The following is a 19,928-nucleotide window of genomic DNA, read 5'->3' as shown; positions in this document are numbered from 1 at the left end:
AGGAGAAAGAGAATGGAAAAATCTGTGGCGGCCGTGGGCTTTTGCTGCGCGGACGTGTATGAAAAGCTGAACAAATTCTACCCCACTGGCAACGGTGTGGACTGGGGCGTGCACCTGGCCCGCATGGGCGTGCCCACCAGCGTGGTGAGCGTGGTGGGCACCGACAGCTATGGCGAAAAGATGAAAGAGGCCCTGGCGGCGGAGGGCATCGACATCTCCCACCTGCGCACCGAGCCCGGCGACACCTGCAAGATGATGATGGACCTGAAAAACGGCACCGACCGGGTGCACCTGGAGGAGATCGAAGGCGTTATGGCGGACTACGCCCTCACCGATGAGGAATTCGAGTTCGTGGCTGGCCACACCATGCTGCACACCGATCTCTTCGGCAAGGTGCTGGACCGTCTGCCCGACTGGAAGGCCCGGGGCGTGCAGGTGGTAATGGACTTCTCGGTGTTCAGCGAGGACCCGGAATATCGGTGCGAAACGCTGTTCCCCTATGTGGACTATGTCTTTCTCTCCTACGACGGCAAAAAGGACGAGCACATCAAGGAGTGGGTGAAGAAGATCCAATCCTACGGCCCCAAACTGGTCACCGCCACCATGGGCGAGCTGGGCAGCATCTGCTACGACGGCACCACTCTGTATGAGTACGGCATCGTGCCCACCGAGGTGGTGAACACCGTGGGCGCGGGCGACAGCTACATCGCCGGCTTTACCTACGGCATCCTGAACGGGTGGAGCGTGCCGGAGTGCATGAAAAAGGGCGCGGAAGTTTCCAGCGCGGTGGTGGCCCGGTTCGAGCCGTACTAAGTGTGGGAAAACACAGAGGGAGGAAAACGACTTTGCTGATCGACATGCACATCCACCCCATCTTTTACGGCCCCATCTGCGGGGACGAAAAGGAAGTGGCCTTCCGGGGCGACACCTTCGGGGTATGGAAACAGGGACCCATGGAGTTCGACGAGCTGTTTGCCGAGTGGGACGTCTGCGGGTTGACCCAGGCGGCGCTGCTGCCGCTGGACGTGACCACCACCGCCGGCGGCTGGGTGGTGAACAACGACCAGGTGGAGGCACTGTGCAAACTCCACCCGGACAAATTCTACGGGTTTGCCAGCGTGGATCCCCACCGGGCGGATGCGCTTGAAGTGTTGGAACGTGCCTTTCAACAGCAGGGGCTGCAGGGGCTGAAACTGAACCCCGCCAAACAGCGGTTCGACCCGGCAGACGAAAGGATGGAGCCCATCTACGCTTTGTGCGAGCGGGAGAACAAACCCATCATCTTCCACGCGGGCCTCTCCTGGGAGCCCAACGCTCCCAGCCGCCATGCCCACCCGCTGGCCTTTGAAGAGGTGGCCATCCGCCACCCGGACCTGCGCATCTGCCTGGCCCATTTTGCCTGGCCCTGGGTGCGGGAGATGGTGATGCTGATGATCAAGTATCCCAACGTCTACACCGATACAGCCCTGCTCTATGTGGATTCCCCCGAGGAGCAGATGATGGAGCTGTTCACCAAAGACATGGGGCCCATGTGGTTCGAGCGGTGTTTCCCCCGGCAGGTGATGTTTGGCTCCAACGGGCCCCGCTTCCGCGCCTTCAAACTCAAGCGGGCGCTGGACAAGGTGCCCATGCGGGAGTTTGCCCGGGAGAATCTTTACTGGAAAAATGCGCTGCGTTTTCTCAGCGGCGGGGAGGTGTGAGCCATGGTCGTGCTGAAGACCATCCGGCACTTGAGCAAGGATGTGGAGGAGTATTTCAACATCACCCAACAGGTGCATGACATCGTGCGTCAGAGCGGTGTGAAAAACGGCCTTGTGGCTGTCATCACCGCCCACACCACCACCGGCATCCTGGTGAACGAGGCGCTGCCCTGCGTGGAGGCGGACATCTCGGAGATGCTGGAAAAAACGGTGCCGCTGGAGGCGCCCTATCTCCATGCTCATTTCCTGCCCACCTACGGCGCTACCAGCAACAACTCCCAGGGCCACCTGAAAAGCGTGCTCACCGGAAACCACTGCCTGTTCCCCGTCATCGACGGCGAGATCGTCTGCGGCGGCGCCCAGGACATCTACCTGGCGGAGTTCGACGGCCCGCAGCTGCGCAAGGTGTATGTGGAAGTGATGGGGGAGTGAGGGCTGCGTGAAAACGATTTTGTGCTTCGGAGATTCCAACACTTTCGGTTCTGTGCCCGGCACCGGAGGGCGCTATGGGCGAAAGAGCCGCTGGCCCTGCCGGATGGAGCGACTTTTGGGCGAAGAGTATGAAGTGGTGACGGAGGGCTTGCCGGGCCGCACCACCGTCTTTACCGACTACATCGAGCCGTATCGCGCGGGCATCGAGCAGATCGTGCCGGCAGTGCAGAGCCACGCACCCGACGCGGTGGTCATCCTGCTGGGAACCAACGACACCAAGGCCCGCTATCATGTGAGCGCACAAGAGATAGGTTTCGGCATGGAGGAACTGCTGCTGCGTTTGCGCACGGCGTATCCCTTTTCCGAAGCGCCGAAGGTGCTGCTTGTGGCGCCCGCGCCGCTGCGCTGCGCGCCGGGGGCCGAGTTCTCCGCCGAAAGCGTGGAGAAATCCCGGCTTCTTGCCCCCATCTTTGCGGATATTGCCCGGCGGTTCGGCTGCGCCTTTTTCAACGCGGGAGAATTCGCGGCCTTGGGGGAGGACGGCATCCACTTCACCCCGCAGGATCACGAAACGATGGCCCGGCAGGCTGCGGAAGCAGTCAAAGCGCTGTTTGACTGAAAGAAAACGTCTGTTCCGGCCTATGCCGGAACAGACGTTTTGTCAATAGAAGAATTCAGATGTTAAACACAAAGCGGCTGCCCACAATGTACTGCCGCCCGATCACCAGCGGCTTGCCCTCACCGTCCAGGAAATAGGCGTTCATGTAGAACATCGGGTCACCGGTGATGACTCCCAGATAGGACGCCTGCTCGGAGGAAGCGCGCACGATCTCCAGCGTGCAGGACACGGTGGATTCCGGCCGGCGGCCGTAGTGGCTTTCCAGATAGTCGAACAGGGAGGCATCTGCCAGGTCCTCGTAGGCGGTCAGCAGCCCTTTGAACGGTTCATAGGGAAAGAAGTTGTTCTCCAGCATGATGGGCTCGCCATCCGCCGTGCGCACACGCTGCAGATAGATCACATCCGACTCCGGGGGCAGCCCCAGAAAACGCACTTCGTCCGAGCGGGCGGGACAGCGCAGAATGTTCACCACCTGGGCGCCCGACGTCATGCCGCAGGCGCGGCAGGCTTCGGAAAAGCCCATCACGTCCTTGTCCTGGGTGATTTTGCGGATCACCTTGGGTTGGCTGACGTAGGTGCCCTTGCCCTGCTTCTTCACAAGATACCCTTCGCTGCAAAGCTCTTCCACGGCGCGGCGCACCGTGATGCGGCTCACATGGTACAGCTCCGACAATTCCGACTCGGAGGGGATCTTTTCGTCCGGGGCGTATTTGCCTTCCGTCAGGGCAGCCTTGATGTCTTCCATCAACTGCTGATACAGCGGAATCAGAGAATCCTCGTTGAGCTGAAAATCCATGGTCCGGGTTCCTGCCTTTCGCACCGCGATTTGCGGGAAGTGTTACAGTTCATATTCTATCGTATTTTGCTGAATATTTCAAGGCGTGATTGGGTAGAACGACAAATTACAGTGTAAAACTTGAAAAAAACTGGTGGATTGTGTTATAGATATGTTGTAATACGTTGTATAACGTTATGATATGATTTGGAGGGAAAACCATGTCCTTTCTCAAAGAAATGTTCAAAACAGAAAAGCCCATCATCGGCCTGCTGCATCTGAAACCGCTGCCGGGAGACCCCTTTTATGCCCCCGGCGGCAGCATGGAGGACGTGATCGCCTGCGCCCGGGCGGATCTGGACGCGCTGCAAAAGGGCGGCGTGGACGGTGTGCTGGTGACCAATGAGCTGAGCCTGCCCTATGAGAAAAAGGTGTCCGGCGTTACGCTGGGGGCAATGGGCATGGTGGTGGGAGCGCTGCGGGAGCAGTTCCGGGTGCCTTTCGGAGTGGAGGCCATCTACGACGGCGACGCCACCATGGAGCTGTGCGCCGCCACCGAGGCCGATTTCACCCGCTGTCTGTTCACCGGCGCGTGGGCAGGCGACCTGGGTCTGGTGGACCGGGACGTGGCCAAAACGCTGCGCCTCAAATCCGCCCTGCGGCTGGATGATCTGAAGCTGTTTTATTTCGTCACCAGCGAGGGCGAGGTGTATCTGAACGACCGCTCCACGGTAGACATCACCAAGAGCATGCTGTTCAACTGCCGGCCGGACGCGCTGGTGGTGGGCGGCGCGGCGGCGGGGGTAGGCCCCGGCGGCGAGTTGCTGGAGCAGGTGCGTGCCGCCGCCGGCAGGGTGCCGGTGGTGTGCGGCACCGGCTGCCGCAGGGAGACGGTGGCTCAGATCCTCAAAAACTGCGACGGCGCTTTCGTGGGCACTACCTTCAAAAAGGACGGCGTGTTCGAAAACCGCGTGGACGAGCGCCGGGTGAAGGAGTTTATGGACGCGGTGAAAGAGATGCGGGGTGATGCGTGATGCGGTATTTTATGGGGATCGACGTGGGCACCAACGAGACCAAGGGCGTGCTCATCGACCAGACCTGTGCCATCGTGGCCTTTGCCAGCCGCGGGCACGAACTGCTGAACCCCCGGCCCGGTTTTTTTGAGCACGACGCGGAGGCCACCTGGTGGGGCGATTTCTGTGCTGTTTCCCGCCAGTTGCTGCAGGAGAGCGGAGTGGCCGCCGCGGATGTGGGCTGTGTGGGCCTTTCGGCGCTGGGGTGCGACTGCGTTCCCGTGGACGCCGAGGGCACGGCGCTGTGCAACGCCATTCTCTACGGAGTGGACAGCCGCAGCCACAACGAGATCGAATGGCTCTATGACTACTACGGCAAGGAGGAGGCCGAGCGGCTCTACGGCCATGAGCTTTGTTCCTCGGACATTGCCCCCAAAATTCTGTGGGTGAAGAACAATCTGCCGGAGGTCTACGCCAAAACGGCCAAGTTCCTCACCGGCTCCTCCTACCTCTGCGCCAAGCTGACAGGGGAGTACACCATCGACCGCTATCTGGCCGAGGACTTCGCCCCGCTTTATGACCTGGAACACGACGCGGTGGACGAGGAACACTGCGGCCTTTACTGCCGTCCGGATCAGCTGGCCCGGGTGATGAACGCCACCGACATCGCCGGCTGCGTGACGGCAAAGGCGGCGGCCCGGACCGGCCTTGCCGAGGGCACCCCGGTGCTGGTGGGCACGGGAGACTCCGGAGCGGAGGCCATCTCCACCGGCGTGTTCCGTCCGGGCGACATCATGGTGCAGATGGGCTCCAGCTGTTACTTTGTTTACCTCACCGATCATCTGCTGAACGAGCCCCGTCTGTGGCCCGGCACCTTCATCATCCCGGGCGTTTATTCGGTGTGCGCGGGCACCAACACCGCCGGCACCCTGACCCGGTGGATGCGGGACGAGTTCTACAGGGACGCCCTGGCCGCCGAAGCGGCAGGGGGCGAGAACGCCTACGAGGCAATGGCCAGGGAGGCGGCGGCCATCCCCGCCGGCAGCGAGGGGCTGGTGTGCCTGCCCTACTTTGCGGGCGAGCGCACTCCGCTGAACGACCCCTTCGCCAAGGGCGTGTTCTTCGGCCTTTCGGTCAAGCACACCCGGGCACACATGGTCAAGGCCGGGCTGGAGGGCATCGCCTACACCATCGCCGCCCATCTGGACCTGTTGGAAAAGGAGCACGGCGAGCCGCTGCGCCGCATCATGGCGGTGGGCGGCGGAACCAAGAACCCTGTGTGGCTGCAGGCGGTGGCGGATGTGACCGGCCGGGAGATCTGCACCGCGAAGGTGACGTTTGGCGCAGCCTTCGGAGACGCCATCATGGCGGCGCTGGCCGGCGGCGCCTACGCCGACTGGGACGAGCTGGCAAAGGTCATCACCGCCGACCGGGTCATCCACCCGGACATGCAGGCCCATGCGGTCTACGAGAAGCAGCGTGTGGTGTTCAACGAACTGTACGCCCGCAACCGGGACCTGATGAAGAGCCTGTAACGGGGCGGAAAGGGAGATGAGACAAATGGGACAGTGTGAATTGTGCGGCCGGCAGGAAGGCGTGCGGGAAGCCGCGGTCTATCTGGACGGCGAAAAAAAGACGGTGCCTGTGTGCGGCCGCTGCGTCTATGAGGCCATGCGCAAAAACCGTTACGGGTTTGGTTTTGGCCTTGGGCTGCAGCTGTGCTGGTTCGTGGTGGCCGGCCAGGGGTTGTTCAGCGTGGCGGGCGCTTTTGCCGCTGTGATGGCGCTCTATGGCCTTGTGCGCCTTGTGCTGGTGCTGGCGGCGCACCTGACCCTGCGGGTAAATGGGCAGGCCGCCGTGCCGGAATGGATCTGGAAGTACGCCATGGCCCGGGCTGTCACCGAGGACGCGCTGCGGGATGCGTATGCCGAGAAAATATGCAACGTGAAAGTGCAGACCCCGCGGGAATACGAACGCACTCACGCCGCCAAATAACAGACTGTCCGGCATTCGCGGACAAAGTGTAAAATCGCTTTTTACAAAACGCCAAAAAATGAACGGAATATTTATAATAAACTCTGAAAATGGCGTTACAGGGTTGACGAAGGTCATAACACGTTATATTCTATATATAACGTTATAATACAACCTAAAACGTTGTATTATGGCCCTGCGGGGCGAATCTTTAAGGAGGGTATCGTATGCAGAAAAAGAAGAAATTCGAACTGCCTCATGTCTATACGATCGCGTTCTTGCTGATCATCCTGTTCGCGGTTTTGACATGGATCGTTCCGTCGGGCCAGTTCGAACGCACTGAAATGGAAACGGCCGCCGGCACCCGTGAGGTCGCGGTGGCGGGCACCTATCAGGAGGTGCCCAAGGTGGACGAGGAAGGCAACGACCTGCGGCAGGGCTTGGCCGAGATCCTGATGGCGCCCACCCGCGGCATTCAGCAGGCCAGCGATGTTGTGGCCTTCGTTCTGCTGATCGGCGGTTCCTTCGCCATCCTCACCAAGACCAACGCCATCAACGCGGGCATGAGCCGCGTCATCAAGAAGCTCAAGGGCAAAGACATCCTGCTCATTCCTGTGGTGATGATCCTGTTCAGCATCGGCGGCACCACCTTCGGCATGTCGGAAGAAGCGCTTCCGTTCTATGCCATCTTCATGCCCATCATCATGAGCCTCGGCTACGACTCCATGACCGCTTTCATGGTTTGCTTCCTGGGGCCCCAGATGGGCTACATCGGCTCCACCGTGAACCCCTTTAACGTGCTGATCGCCCAGGGCGTTGCGGGCATTCAGGGTAACCCTCAGCTGTGGTTCCGTTTTATCCAGTACGCGGTGTTCACCGCCATCGGCATCGTCTGGGTCATGATGTATGCCCGCAAGGTGAAGAAGAACCCCACCTGCTCCATCACCTACAAGGACGACTTTGCCAAGCGTGAAGAGTTCGCCGTGGAGGGCGTCAATGCGGATATGCCCTTCACCCTGCGCCAGAAGCTGGTGCTTGTCGTGTTCGCCGTGGGCATGGGCGTCATCGTTTGGGGCCTTGTGACCAAGGGCTGGTACATGGACGAGATCAGCATGGTCTTCCTGGCCATCGGCCTTCTGTCCGGCATCGTGGGCGGCCTCGGTGAAAAGGAAATGGCCGAGGAGTTCGTGAAAGGCATGGCGGACTTCGTCTACGCCGCCGTGATCATCGGTATCGCCCGTGGTATCCTGGTGGTTGCCGAAGGCGGCATGATCATCGACACCATCCTGAACGGTCTGGCCAACCTGCTGGCCGGCGTGCCTGCCGCAGTGTTCACCACCATGATGTACTTTGCCCAGGCCTTCCTGAGCATTCTGGTGCCTTCCTCCTCCGGTCTGGCCGCGCTGACCATGCCCGTCATGGCGCCGCTGACCGACCTGATGGGCGTCAACACCGAGGCTTCCGTCACCGCGCTGTGCATCGCCAACCAGACCATGAACACCATCAGCCCCACCGCCGGCATGACCGTTGCCGGTCTGGCGGTGTGCAAGATCAGCTTCCCCCAGTGGTGGAAGACTTGCTGGAAGTTTATGATCGTGGTCGTGGTCGTGGGCATTGTGTTCACCGCCATCTCCGGCATGATGCCTGCGTGAGCGATCGGCGTTCTGTCTTCACACAGCATATGATTTAAGAAAGCGGCCCCCGGCATTGCCGGGGGCCGCTTTTACTGTCGGGAGAAACCGCAGACAGAAGGCGCAATCGGCTAAAAAACTTACATTTCCCGTTTCGAAAATGCGGAGCTGGGTGCCCTCCGCTGTCAGTTCGATGGATCCACCCGGTTTTAATGCCGGTTCAATACCACAGGCCCGCAGCCGACCGGGGAGGGAAGAGGGCTTGCTATATGTCCAAGTGTTGCGTTTGGCAAAGCCTCTCGCTGCATTGCGGCAGATTTTTCCCCGGAGCTATTTGTGAGCTGCGGAGTCCAGACCGCCGGCACACTTTTGAATGGTTATCCTTGGGCTGAAATTTCTGTGTTCCGGCACGCAAAAGGGGATAAATGGAAATGCCTATGCGCTTTTTGCACAAAATTTGACGGGATTCTTTGGAAACACAAGTGCCACATATGCCGCGTTTTGCGCCACTTGGGAAAAGCAAATTGAAATCGCTCGGGCCGCTCTCTATAATTGAGAGGCATTGAAACAGGATCGTGAAATTTTTCGCGTAAAGAAGAAGGGAACAAAGTAACGGCGATGCGAACAAGGACCAATCTGAACGAACAGTGGACCTTCACCGGCCCGCAGGGGAGCGCCTGCGCGGTGGATCTGTCCCACACCTGGAACGCGGTGGACGGGCAGGACGGCGGCAACGACTACTGGCGCGGCACCTGCACCTATGAAAAGGAGTTTGCCATGCCCCGGTTCGACCCGGCTGTGGAGGATGTCTATCTGGAATTTGCGGGCGTGAACGCCAGCGCCGATGTGGAGCTGAACGGTCACCCGGTGATGCATCACGACGGCGGCTATTCCACCTTCCGGGGCTGTGTCACCGAACTGCTGGCGCAGGAGAACCACTTGGTGGTGAAGGTGGACAACGGCGTGAACGACCGGGTCTACCCCCAAAAGGCGGACTTCACCTTCTACGGCGGCATCTACCGGGACGTGGAACTGGTGGTGGTGAACAAACACCGCTTCTCCATGGACCACTTCGGCGGCCCCGGCCTGAAGGTGACGCCTCAGGTGGCGGGCGCCGACGGCGAAGTGCGGGTGGAGAGCTGGAACAACGCTCCCGACGCGCAGGTGGAGGTCATCCTCACCGACGCCGAGGGCCGTGAGGTGGCCCGGGGCGAGGGCGCGGACGTGACCCTGCGCATCCCCGACGTGCACCTGTGGGACGGTGTGGCCGACCCCTACCTCTACCGGGCGACGGTCCGGCTGGTGGAAAACGGCGAAGCGGTGGACGAGATCGGCTGCCGGTTCGGCGTGCGCACCTTCCGCATGGACCCGAAGGAGGGCTTTTTCCTCAACGGGCGTCGCTACCCGCTGCACGGCGTGTCCCGCCATCAGGACCGCAAGGGCATCGGCAACGCCCTGACCCGCGCCCACCACGAGGAGGACATGGCTCTGATCCGGGAGATCGGCGCCAACACCATCCGGCTGGCCCACTACCAGCACGATCAGTACTTCTACGATCTGTGCGACGAATACGGCATGATCGTCTGGGCGGAGATCCCCTACATCTCCGAGCACATGCCCGCCGGCCGTGAAAACACCATCAGCCAGATGAAAGAGCTGATCGTGCAGAATTACAACCATCCCAGCATCGTCACCTGGGGCCTGTCCAACGAGATCACCATCTCCACCAAGGACAAAAAGGACATGCTGGACAACCATCGCCAGCTCAACGAGCTGTGCCACGAGATGGACGCCACCCGCCCCACCAGCCTGGCCTGCTACGCCATGTGCGGCCCCTTCAACCGGGTGGCCCACCTGTCGGACATCGTGTCCTGGAACCTGTATCTGGGCTGGTATGTGCCGGGCCTGTTCCTCAACGACTGGTGGATCGGCTTCTTCCACAAGGTGTTCCCCAAGCGCTGCCTGGGCTACTCCGAATACGGCTGTGAGGGCATGCCCAACCTGCATTCCTCCAAGCCTCGCCGGGGCGACCACACCGAGGAATACCAGGCGGTGTACCACGAGTTCCTGCTGGAGTGCTTCGAGCGCCATCCCTATATGTGGAGCACCCATGTGTGGAACATGTTCGACTTCGCGGCCGACGCCCGCGACCAGGGCGGCGAGCCCGGCATGAACCACAAGGGCCTTGTTACCTTTGACCGCAAGATCAAAAAGGACAGCTTCTATCTCTACAAGGCTTACTGGAGCAGCGAGCCCTTTGTGCACATCGCGGGCAAGCGGTACGCCGACCGGCCGGAGCAGGTGACCACCGTGAAGGTGTATACCAACCAGCCCCGGGTGGCGCTGTACGCAGACGGCAAACTTGTGGCGGAACACAGCGGCGGCAAGGTCCACACCTTCCGCGTGCCGCTGGGGGAGAACACCGAGCTGAAGGCTGTGGCCGGCGAGTGCACCGACACCGCCGTGCTGCACCGGGTGGAAACGCCCAACCCCGCCTACCAGCTGAAAAAAGGCAAGAGCACCAGTGCCAACTGGGTCTGATATGCAAACAACGGATTGTGAGGAAAAAGCAATGGAAGAAACCAAGATGCGCAAAAAAGAATTGAAAAAAGCCTACAAGCGCCAAAAGCGCCGGCTGGTCACCCCCTGGAAGGTGCTGACCATCATCAGCCTGGTCATCGCGATCCTGCTGTGGCCCCTGTTCGGCGTGCTGAAGACCTTCGACAACACTGTGGCCGCCTTTGTGGGCGGCAGCTTCTGGAAGCTGGAGAACGAGGACCCCAACGCCATCTACTTTGAGGGCGACTTCGACAGCATCGAGGAGATGAACGCCTATGGCATGGAGCTGTGTGAGGCAGTGGAGGGCGAGGGCGCCGCTCTGCTGATGAACGAGAACGGCGCGCTGCCCCTGGAAAAGGGCGCCGCGGTGAGCTGCTTCTCCACCTCTTCCGTGAACCTCGTTTACGGCGGCACCGGTTCCGGCAACATCGACGCCTCCAAGGCCGACAACCTGCACACCGCGCTGGAGAAGGTGGGCTTTGAGGTGAACGACACCCTGTGGAACTTCTACACCGAGGGTCCCGCTGCCGAGTACGCCCGTGCGGCCGGCGGCATGGTGAGCCTGGCCAGCGCCACCGTGGCTGAGGCCCCTTGGAGCGTCTACACCGACGAGGTGAAGAACTCCGTGGCCGAATACGGCGACGCTGCCATCGTGGTGCTGTCCCGCGTGGGCGGCGAGGGCGCCGACCTGACCTACGAGAACGGCAACTATCTGGCTCTGGATGAAAACGAGAAGGAAATGATGGAGAACCTGGCCGCCATGAAGGAGGCCGGCACCGTCAGCAAGATCATCGTGCTCATCAACTCCGCCAACGCCCTGCAGGTGGACTTCCTGAAGGACAACATCTACGATGTGGACGCCTGCCTGTGGATCGGTGACGTGGGTATCTCCGGCATCAACGCCGTGGCCAAGATCCTGGCCGGCGAGATCACCCCCTCCGGCAGCCTGGTGGACACCTACTGCTACGACAACTACTCCGCCCCGGCCATGAAGAACTTCACCCCCATCCAGTATGAGGGCTACACCGAGGGCCTGATCCCCGCCAACGCCAGCACCTACATGATCTACCAGGAAGGCATCTACGTTGGCTACAAGTACTACGAGACCCGCTATGAGGACTACGTCATGGGCACCGGCAACGCCGGCGACGACGTGGCCTTCCCCTTCGGCTACGGCCTGAGCTACACCGACTTTGCCTACAGCGACCTGGCGGTGGAGTATGACGCTGCCGCCGACCAGTTCGTGCTGTCGGTGAAGGTGACCAACACCGGCGACACCTGCACCGGCAAGGAGACCGTTCAGGTCTACGTCCAGTCCCCCTACACCGACTACGACCGTGAGAACGGCGTGGAGAAGTCCTCCGTGGCGCTGTGCGGCTTCGGCAAGACCGACCTGCTGGCTCCCGGCGCTTCCGAGACCCTGACCATCCGCGTGGACAAGCGGGACATCGCTTCCTACGACGCCTACGGCGCCGGCACCTACATTCTGGACGCGGGCGACTACTACTTCACCGTGGCCACCGACGCCCACAACGCTGTGAACAATATCCTGGCCGCCAAGGGCTACACCGCTGAGACCACCGACGGCCGCATGGATGCCGAGGGCAACGCCGCGCTGACCTACACCTGGAACGAGGCCGAGCTGGACACCACCACCCATGCCACTTCCGCCAACGGCACCCCCATCGTGAACCAGCTGTCCGACGCGGACATCAACCTGTACGAGGGCAACGACGCCTCCGTGACCTACCTGACCCGCAGCGACTGGACCGGCACCTTCCCCCAGGAGCCTGTTCAGCTGGCTTTGACCGACACCATGGTGGCGCAGCTGCAGGACGTGCAGTATGACTCCGCCAACTACGAGGCTCAGACCATGCCTGCCATGGGCAAGGACAACGGCCTGAAGCTGTACGATATGATCGGCCTGGAATTCGACGATCCCAAGTGGCAGGACCTGCTGGACCAGATGACCTTTGACGAGATGGTCAGCCTGATCGGCGACGCTTTCCATTGGACCATGCCCGTGAAGTCCGTCGAGGCTCCCGGCACCCGTGACGAGAACGGTCCCCAGGGTCTCACCGCCTCTCTGATCGCCTCCGACGCCACCCAGCTGGACGCCACCGCCTTCACCTCTGAGGACGTGATGGCCGCCACCTTCAACGTGGACCTGATGAGCGAGATCGGCCGCGTCATCGGCAACAACTGCCTGGAGGCGGGCATCGCCTGCCTGTACGGCCCCGGCAACAACATCCACCGCACCCCCTACGGCGGCCGCAACTTCGAGTACTACTCTGAGGACGGCTTCCTGTCCGGCGAGATGAGCGCCTACGAGGTGGCCGGCATCCAGTCCAAGGGCGTGCACGTGGTGATGAAGCACTTCGCTCTGAACGACAGCGAGCAGGACCGCATCGGTCTGGGCGTGTGGCTGAACGAGCAGGCCGCCCGTGAGATCTACCTCAAGGCCTTCCAGGCGCCCATCGAAGAGGGCAACGGCAACGGCGTGATGACCGCCTACACCCGCTGGGGCTGCATCTGGTCCGGCGGCAACAAGGGCCTGATGACCGGCATCCTGCGCGAGGAGTGGGGCTGCCAGGGCATGAACATCACCGACAACGTGCTCACCTCCTACGTCAACGGCGTGGACGGCCTGATGGCCGGCGTGAGCATCTACGACGCCATGCTGCCGCTGGTGACGAACCAGCTGCCCCAGTATGAGAACGACGCGGTGATCGTGAATGCCATGCGCGAGGCCTGCCACCACAACCTGTACGCCATCGCCAACTCCTGCGGCATGAACGGCGTGGGCGCAAACACCACCGTCAAGCCCACGCAGCCGCTGGTGCTGACCATCCTGCTGATCATCGTGTGCGCTTTCACCACGCTGCTGCTGGTGAGCATCGTGCTGTGGATCCTGCGGGCCCGCCGCTTCCGCGCCTGCCCGGAGTTCACCGCCTACCGCGAGTTCAAAAAGCAGAACCGCCGCTAAAGACAGCACGCCTTCGGGCGCGCTTTGAAAAACGAAACGCGCCGGCCTTTGGCCGGCAGATGACCGCGTACCCTGCGCCCTGGTCCTCCGCTTTGCGGAGGGCCGGGGCCGGCGGTTTGGAATGAGGATCTTCAGATGAACCACGAAAACAACGCCTCCGGCAGCGTGAACCGGGCCAGGCTGTATCAGCTGGTGCTGTTTCCGCTGAACAACGGGGCAACGAATGTATATTATGTCCTGGTCCTCAGCTACATCGCCACCTTTGGCGCCAACGTGCTGAGCCTGGGCACCCTGTTCGCGTCGGTCATGGTGACGGGCATGCGCGTGTTCGACGCCTTCACCGACCCCATCATCGGCGCGCTGATGGACCGCACCAACGGCAAATTCGGCAAGTTCCGTCCGTTCATGGTCATCGGCAACGCCATCATGGCCGTCAGCGTTCTGGTTCTGTACGGCCTGACCCCGCTGATCCCGGCCGGCATGACGGCCGCCCGCTACGCCGCCTTTGTGGCGCTGTATGCGGTGTGGGTCATCGGCTACACCTTCCAGACCAGCTGCACCCGTTCGGGGCAGACGGTGCTCACCAACGACCCCAAGCAGCGCCCGCTGTTCACCATCTTCAACACCGTGGGCAGCCTGCTGGGCATGGGCGCGATGCAGTTCTTCGCACCCATCCTGGCCAAGCGCTTTGAGGACGGCTATTCTTCCGCCGAGTTCTTCAGCACCCTGGCTCCGGTGGGCATCATCATCTCGGTGGTGCTGACCGTGCTGGCCATCATCGGTATCTGGGAGAAGGACAACCCCCGCTACTTCGGCATCGGCGGCGACAAGGCCGAAAAGATCCGGGTGCGGGAATACCTGCAGATCATCCGCGAGAACAACCCCATGCAGCGGCTGATGGTGGCCGGCGCGGGCTGCAAGCTGGCGCTGTCCATCGCCACCAACACCACCGTGCTGTGCATGCTGTACGGCTGCATGATGGGCGATTACGACGGGCTGTATCTGCCCATGATGGTGCTGGGCTACGCCTTCAGCGTGCCTTTCTTCCTGCTGACGGTGCGCACCAGCCAGAAAAAAGTCCAGAAAGCCAGCCTCATGCGCTATGTCAGCGTGGCGCTGGTGTGCTATGTGGGCGTGCTGGCGCTGCTGCTCCTGTGGGGCAGGGGAGACGCGTTCACCCTGTCCATCGTGAACGAGAACGGCCTGGCGCTGAACCTTTACACCGTTCTGTTCATCGTCTTCTTCGGCGTGGGCTACGGCGCTTACTACGCCACCGCCGATATGCCCATCCCCATGGTGGCGGACTGCTCCGACTACGAGACCTACCGCTCGGGCAAGTATATCCCCGGCATCATGGGCACCCTGTTCAGCCTGGTGGACAAGCTGGTCTCCAGTCTGTCCGCCACGGTGGTGGGTATCGCGGTGGGCCTGATCGGACTGGACATCCTGCCCACCCAGTACAGCCCCTACACCGAGGGCATGAACATGGTGGTCATCGTGCTGTTCTGCATCATCCCCATGCTGGCATGGGCGGCCACGCTGCTGGCCATGAAGAACTACAGCCTCACCGGCGAGCGCATGAAGGAGATCCAGGCGGTGAACGCCGTGCGCAAGGACGCTGTGGCCAAGGGCATGAGCATCGACGAGGCCATGCAGACCTGGCAGACCATCGACCAGGTGCCCGAACAGTTCCGCTGATTTTTCAAAAGCAAAAAAACGCCCCGGACCGCAAGGTCCGGGGCGTTTTGTGTTCCGGCGTGACGTTTCAGGCGCCCGGGGCGCGGCGGGGGCTGCGGGGCAGCAGAAGGCGCAGGTAGAAAGCGCCGTCCTCCGCCTTCACGGTCATAAAGCCGCCGTACTTTTCGGCGGTGTGGCGGATGCTCCGCAAACCGAAGCCGTGGTAGCCGTTGGCCTCCTTGGTGCTCACCGGCAGATCCTCCGCGTCGAAGGTCAGCTCGTGGGCGATGGGGTTGATGATCTGGATCACCAGCATCTGTTTTTCGCTGTACACCTGCACGTCGATGATGCGGCGGGTGCGGTCCTCAATGGCCGAAACGCTCTCGATGGCGTTGTCCAGCGCGTTGCCGAAGATGGTGTAAAGATCCACCGGGTCCATGAAATCCAGCAGGCGGCCGTCCGCCACGCAGTTTGCCTGGATGCCGCTCGCCTCACAGAACAGGCTCTTTTCGGTGAGCACGGTGTCCAGCACTTCGTTGCCGGTCTTGGCCAGCACGTCGTAGATGCGCACCGACTGCTCCACTTCCTTGAGGTACTGCTCCCGGGCGCCGCCGGCGCAAACGGCCTCCAGCGCGCGGATCTGGTGCTTCATGTCGTGGCACTTGCGGTTGATGAGGGCGATGGTCTCTTTGGAAAGATCATACTGGGCTTTGTGCTGCATCCACAGGGTGTTCATCATGGCCAGCTCCTGGCGGATGGCGCTCTTCTGGAACAGCCCGTGCTGCAGGTAGAGCACCGTGGCGCAGTAGAACTTGATCAAAAGCAGCAGCGCCCAGCTGGTGATCTGGTCCGAAGGGGGCGCCCACACCGCCCAGAACAGGTTCGCCCCCAGAGAGATGGTCCATAGCACCAGCGCAAAGGTCAGCTGCCGCGGCCCGGTGTGGTAGGTGCCCTTGTCGGGCATCCAGCGGGCGATGGTGAGCCCCACGCCCGCCACCAGCCCGACTAGCAGGACCGTGCAGACCGACAAAAGCAGAAGGGGACGGCCGCTGAGAAAATGACGCAGCAGCGCGTCGTATTTGAACACAAGATCGCTGAGGACGGTGGCCCACACCGCGCAGTACAAAACGGATTTGCCCGTCAGATCGGCGCACAGCCGGAACAGCACGGCCGACAGCGCGAAGAACAGCGGCGGCCGGACCCACAGCGCGCCCGGGCCCAGCAGCAGGACGAGGATCAGAAACAGGACGCTGCCGGCCCCGGCCCACAGCGCGGCGCGGGATCTCCAGCGGCTGTCCCGCTTTTTCAGGGGCAGCGCAAAGACCAGTGTGAAGGACCAGAGCACCAGAAGATCCCACAGATTTGTAAGAAAAAGACTCCAGTCCATGGGTCACTGCCCTCCCACATACGCGGTCAGTGCGGTCAGGAACGCCTTGCGGTTGCGCCGGCTGATCTCCAGCTCGGTCTCGCCCACCAGAACGGTGTCCCGCCGCAGCTCGGTCACATGGCGCAGGTTCACCAGATACCAGTGGTTGCAGCGCACGAAATTGTAGCGGGAAAGCTCGTTCTCCACGCTCTGCATGGTGCCCCGCAGCACGAATTCCCCCACCTGGGTGTGATAGTGGAGCATCTTGTTCATCACTTCGATGTAGTAAATCTGCTGGGTCTCGATGCGCCGCACACAGTCCGGCAGATTCAGCAGGATCTGCCCGCTCTTGCGCGCACCGGCCCGTTTGATGGCCCGGGCGAACCGCATGGAGAAGGTGTTGTAGTTGATGGGCTTGAGCACGAAATCCAGCGCGCCCACAGCGTAGCCGCCTACGGCGTACTGGGCCATGTTGGTGATGAACATCAGCACCACGTCCTCGTCCTGGGCACGGATGCACTCGGCGATCTCCATGCCGTTCATGCCGGGCAGTTCGATGTCCAGCAGGATGATGTCGTGCTCCGGATGGTAGTCGGCCAGCAGGTCGCGGCCGTCGGCAAAGGTCTCCACCTCAAAGGTCACGCCGCTCTCGCGGGAGTATTGGTCGATGTAGCTTTGAAGCAGCTCCCGCTGGGCCTGCTCGTCTTCCACGATGGAGATGCGCATGGGCGAAACCTCCTGTAAAAAAAGTGTTCATCATTATAGCATACGCGGACCGGCTTTGCAAAAGGCGGGTCAGAACTCGCCGCCCCGCAGCACACAGTCGCTGGGGCTCAGCCGATAGCGCGTTTTGAAGGCGCGGTAGAAATTGGGATAATCTTTGAAACCGCACTGTGCCGCCGCCTCGCTGGGGGCCGCCCCCTGCAAAAGCAGCTCCCGGGCGATCTGCAGCCGTTTGAGGGTGATGAACCGGTAGACGCTGGTGCCGGCCACCCGGCTGAACTCGTGGCAGAGATAATATTTGCTCACATGCAGCTGCGCGGCCAGGTCGTCCAGGGTGATCTCCTCGGCATAATGGCTGTTGATGTGGGCCACCGCGCGGGAGACAAGGGGGCTGTTCTCGCCGGCCTGCTGACGGCTGTTCAGCGCCAGCCGGTTCAGCTGCACCAGAAGCTGCAGCAGATAGCCCCGGGCGCAGGCCTCGCCGGCGTAAAGGTTTTGGGAACGCTCTTCCAGCAGCTGCTCGAACAGCGGCTGCACCTGCACCCCGTCCGAGCGCTTGAGCAGGTTGGTGTGTTCGCTGAGGGCGTTGTCAAAGCAGCGGGAGAGGGAGTCCTCGCCGCTGCCCAGCGAGGCGAGATAGGAGCGGGAGATCCACAGCACGATGCGCTCATAGGGCACCCGCCCGGCCTGCACCGTCACCTGATGCAGCTCCATGGGGCTCAGCAGCAGCACGTCCCCCGGCCGCAGCCGGTACAGGCGGCCTTCCACCCGGTATTCCGCCTTGCCGCCCAAAAAGAAGTAGACCTCGTAAAAATCGTGGTGGTGCAGGCCCACCGAATCCAGGTGCATATCCTTGTTGTGAAAGATCTCAAAATCCGGCCGGCGCATCTCCTGCCGGGGGTCAAAGGGCTGAAAAACCGTCTTCATTCGCCTCACCTGCCTCTGCTTTTTATCTTATAGCAAGAATTACAATGTGTCAAACAATCTGTGCAATTCTTCCTTGTAAAAATCATGGTATGCTGAATACAGTAACACACAGGAGGCGGCAAGATGGAAAACGCGATCGCGCATCCCGATTTTCTGCTGGACACCGAAACGGCCCGCAAGCTGTATCACGGCTGGGCCGAGAAGATGCCCATCATCGACTATCACTGCCACATTGATCCGAAGGAGATCTTCGAGGACCGGCGGTTTGACAACATCGCCCAGGTCTGGCTGGGAGGCGACCACTACAAATGGCGCCTCATGCGCTCCAACGGCGTGGACGAAAAGTACATCACCGGCGACGCGCCCGACCGGGAGAAGTTCCAGAAGTTTGCCGAAACGCTGCCCCGGGCCATCGGCAACCCCATGTACCACTGGTGCCACCTGGAGCTGAAAAACTACTTCGGCTACACCGGCGTGCTGAACGGCAGCACCGCTGAGGAAGTCTGGCAGCTGTGCAACGAAAAGCTGAAGAACGACCCGGCCATGAGCGCCCGCGGCTTCATCACCGGCAGCAACGTGGCCATGGTGGGCACCACCGACGACCCCTGCAGCGACCTTTGCTGGCACGAAAAGCTGGCGGCGGACGAGAGCTTCTCCGCCCGGGTGTGCCCCAGCTTCCGCCCCGACCCGGCGGTGAATCTGCACAAGGCGGGTTTTGCCTCCTACATCAAAAAGCTGGAGCAGGTCACCGGCCGCTCCATCGCCACGGCACAGGACGTGTGCGCCGCGCTGAGCGAGCGCATCGAATACTTCGACGCCCACGGCTGCCGCTCGGCGGACCACGGCCTTGACTATGTGATGTTCCGCCCGGTGAGCGACGAGGCCGCCACCGCCGCGCTGCAAAAGGCGCTGGCCGGCGAAGCGCTGACCCGCGAGGAGGCCGAGGGCTACCAGACCGCCCTGCTGCTCCACTGCGCCCGGGAGTACGCCCGCCTGGGCTGGGTGATGCAGCTGCACTTCAGCTGCATGCGCAACCCCAACAGCCGGATGATGGCCACCCTGGGCCCGGACAGCGGCTTTGACTGCATCGCCGTGACCGACAGCTGCGCCGCCACCTACCGGCTGATGGACGCGCTGGAGGCGGAGGGCAATCTGCCCAAAACGGTGCTCTACAGCCTGAACCCGGCGGACAACGCCTGGCTGGACACCCTGCTGGGCGCCTTCCAGAGCTCCGAGATCCCCGGCAAGATCCAGCACGGCAGCGCCTGGTGGTTCAACGACCACAAGACCGGCATGACCGAACAGCTCACCAGCCTGGCCAACCTGAGCGTGCTGGGCAACTTCATCGGCATGCTCACCGACAGCCGCAGCTTTTTGAGCTACGCCCGCCACGAATACTTCCGCCGCATCCTGTGCAGCCTCATCGGCCGCTGGGTGGAAAACGGCGAATACCCGGCGGATATGGAAACTCTGGGCGCTCTGGTGCAGGATATCTGCTGCAACAACGCCGAACGATACTTTGGACTTTAAGAAAGAGAGGAAACGC

16 protein-coding genes are annotated in these 19,928 nt (G+C 61.6%); 12 read left to right on the top strand and 4 right to left on the bottom strand.

Annotated features, from left to right (window positions below):
* Nucleotides 1-12: 12 nt before the first annotated feature.
* The 4 genes from frlD to ACMNAY_RS04370 are packed head-to-tail and all read left to right on the top strand — an operon-like array spanning nt 13 to nt 2,751.
* Nucleotides 13-813 (top strand): fructoselysine 6-kinase, encoded by an 801-nt coding sequence (gene frlD, locus ACMNAY_RS04385; protein ID WP_418718527.1) that lies wholly within the window; start codon nt 13-15, stop codon nt 811-813.
* A 32-nt stretch (nt 814-845) separates the two neighbouring features.
* Entirely contained in the window at nt 846-1,700 is an 855-nt protein-coding gene (locus tag ACMNAY_RS04380) for an amidohydrolase family protein (RefSeq protein WP_418718526.1), read from the top strand.
* Nucleotides 1,701-1,703: 3 nt separating this feature from the next.
* The gene (locus ACMNAY_RS04375; RefSeq protein ID WP_394969543.1) at nt 1,704-2,132 is read left to right on the top strand and encodes a secondary thiamine-phosphate synthase enzyme YjbQ; all 429 of its coding nucleotides are present in this window, start codon (nt 1,704-1,706) and stop codon (nt 2,130-2,132) included.
* 7 nt (nt 2,133-2,139) lie between these two features.
* Nucleotides 2,140-2,751, top strand: coding sequence for a GDSL-type esterase/lipase family protein (locus tag ACMNAY_RS04370; RefSeq protein ID WP_394976668.1), 612 nt, complete (start codon nt 2,140-2,142; stop codon nt 2,749-2,751).
* Between the two features lie 55 nt (nt 2,752-2,806).
* On the opposite strand, the gene ACMNAY_RS04365 is transcribed toward ACMNAY_RS04370, so the two are convergent.
* Nucleotides 2,807-3,547 carry a GntR family transcriptional regulator gene (locus ACMNAY_RS04365; protein ID WP_418718525.1) on the bottom strand — a complete coding sequence of 247 codons (741 nt, stop codon included), beginning with the start codon at nt 3,545-3,547 and terminating at the stop codon, nt 2,807-2,809.
* Nucleotides 3,548-3,747: 200 nt separating this feature from the next.
* Between ACMNAY_RS04365 and ACMNAY_RS04360 the strand changes: the two genes are divergently transcribed.
* The 7 genes from ACMNAY_RS04360 (at nt 3,748) to ACMNAY_RS04330 (ending at nt 15,387) form a co-directional block, all read left to right on the top strand.
* Nucleotides 3,748-4,560: a BtpA/SgcQ family protein gene (locus ACMNAY_RS04360; protein WP_394969549.1), complete on the top strand. Its 813-nt coding sequence runs from the start codon at nt 3,748-3,750 to the stop codon at nt 4,558-4,560.
* Nucleotides 4,560-6,074 carry an FGGY-family carbohydrate kinase gene (locus ACMNAY_RS04355; RefSeq protein WP_418718524.1) on the top strand — a complete coding sequence of 505 codons (1,515 nt, stop codon included), beginning with the start codon at nt 4,560-4,562 and terminating at the stop codon, nt 6,072-6,074. The genes ACMNAY_RS04360 and ACMNAY_RS04355 overlap by 1 nt, the downstream gene beginning before the upstream one ends.
* A 25-nt stretch (nt 6,075-6,099) precedes the next feature.
* Nucleotides 6,100-6,534, top strand: coding sequence for a hypothetical protein (locus ACMNAY_RS04350; RefSeq protein ID WP_394976660.1), 435 nt, complete (start codon nt 6,100-6,102; stop codon nt 6,532-6,534).
* 206 nt (nt 6,535-6,740) lie between these two features.
* Nucleotides 6,741-8,165, top strand: a complete 1,425-nt coding sequence (locus ACMNAY_RS04345; protein WP_394976658.1) for a YfcC family protein — start codon at nt 6,741-6,743, stop codon at nt 8,163-8,165.
* A gap of 597 nt (nt 8,166-8,762) precedes the next feature.
* The gene (locus ACMNAY_RS04340) at nt 8,763-10,685 is read left to right on the top strand and encodes a glycoside hydrolase family 2 protein (RefSeq protein WP_418718523.1); all 1,923 of its coding nucleotides are present in this window, start codon (nt 8,763-8,765) and stop codon (nt 10,683-10,685) included.
* Nucleotides 10,686-10,716: 31 nt separating this feature from the next.
* Nucleotides 10,717-13,689 carry a glycoside hydrolase family 3 N-terminal domain-containing protein gene (locus ACMNAY_RS04335; protein ID WP_418718522.1) on the top strand — a complete coding sequence of 991 codons (2,973 nt, stop codon included), beginning with the start codon at nt 10,717-10,719 and terminating at the stop codon, nt 13,687-13,689.
* 135 nt (nt 13,690-13,824) lie between these two features.
* A complete protein-coding gene (locus ACMNAY_RS04330) occupies nt 13,825-15,387 on the top strand; it encodes an MFS transporter (RefSeq protein ID WP_418718521.1) in 1,563 nt (520 codons plus the stop codon).
* Nucleotides 15,388-15,454: 67 nt separating this feature from the next.
* Here ACMNAY_RS04330 and ACMNAY_RS04325 read toward each other — a convergent pair whose 3' ends face one another.
* From ACMNAY_RS04325 to ACMNAY_RS04315, 3 genes are all read right to left on the bottom strand, one after another.
* A complete protein-coding gene (locus ACMNAY_RS04325) occupies nt 15,455-16,753 on the bottom strand; it encodes an ATP-binding protein (protein ID WP_418718520.1) in 1,299 nt (432 codons plus the stop codon).
* Between the two features lie 3 nt (nt 16,754-16,756).
* Nucleotides 16,757-17,458: a LytR/AlgR family response regulator transcription factor gene (locus ACMNAY_RS04320; RefSeq protein WP_418718519.1), complete on the bottom strand. Its 702-nt coding sequence runs from the start codon at nt 17,456-17,458 to the stop codon at nt 16,757-16,759.
* A gap of 69 nt (nt 17,459-17,527) precedes the next feature.
* Complete coding sequence (locus tag ACMNAY_RS04315) at nt 17,528-18,382, bottom strand: AraC family transcriptional regulator (RefSeq protein ID WP_418718518.1); 855 nt, start codon at nt 18,380-18,382, stop codon at nt 17,528-17,530.
* A gap of 123 nt (nt 18,383-18,505) precedes the next feature.
* On the opposite strand from ACMNAY_RS04315, the gene uxaC reads away from it, so the two are divergent.
* The gene (uxaC, locus tag ACMNAY_RS04310; RefSeq protein ID WP_418718517.1) at nt 18,506-19,912 is read left to right on the top strand and encodes a glucuronate isomerase; all 1,407 of its coding nucleotides are present in this window, start codon (nt 18,506-18,508) and stop codon (nt 19,910-19,912) included.
* Nucleotides 19,913-19,928: the final 16 nt, after the last annotated feature.

Source organism: Candidatus Allofournierella merdipullorum, assembly GCF_048426865.1.
In the GTDB taxonomy this organism is placed as follows: domain Bacteria; phylum Bacillota; class Clostridia; order Oscillospirales; family Ruminococcaceae; genus Allofournierella_A; species Allofournierella_A merdipullorum.
The sequence above is the reverse complement of the archived record's forward strand: the minus strand, read 5'-3'. Positions and strand labels throughout refer to the sequence as shown.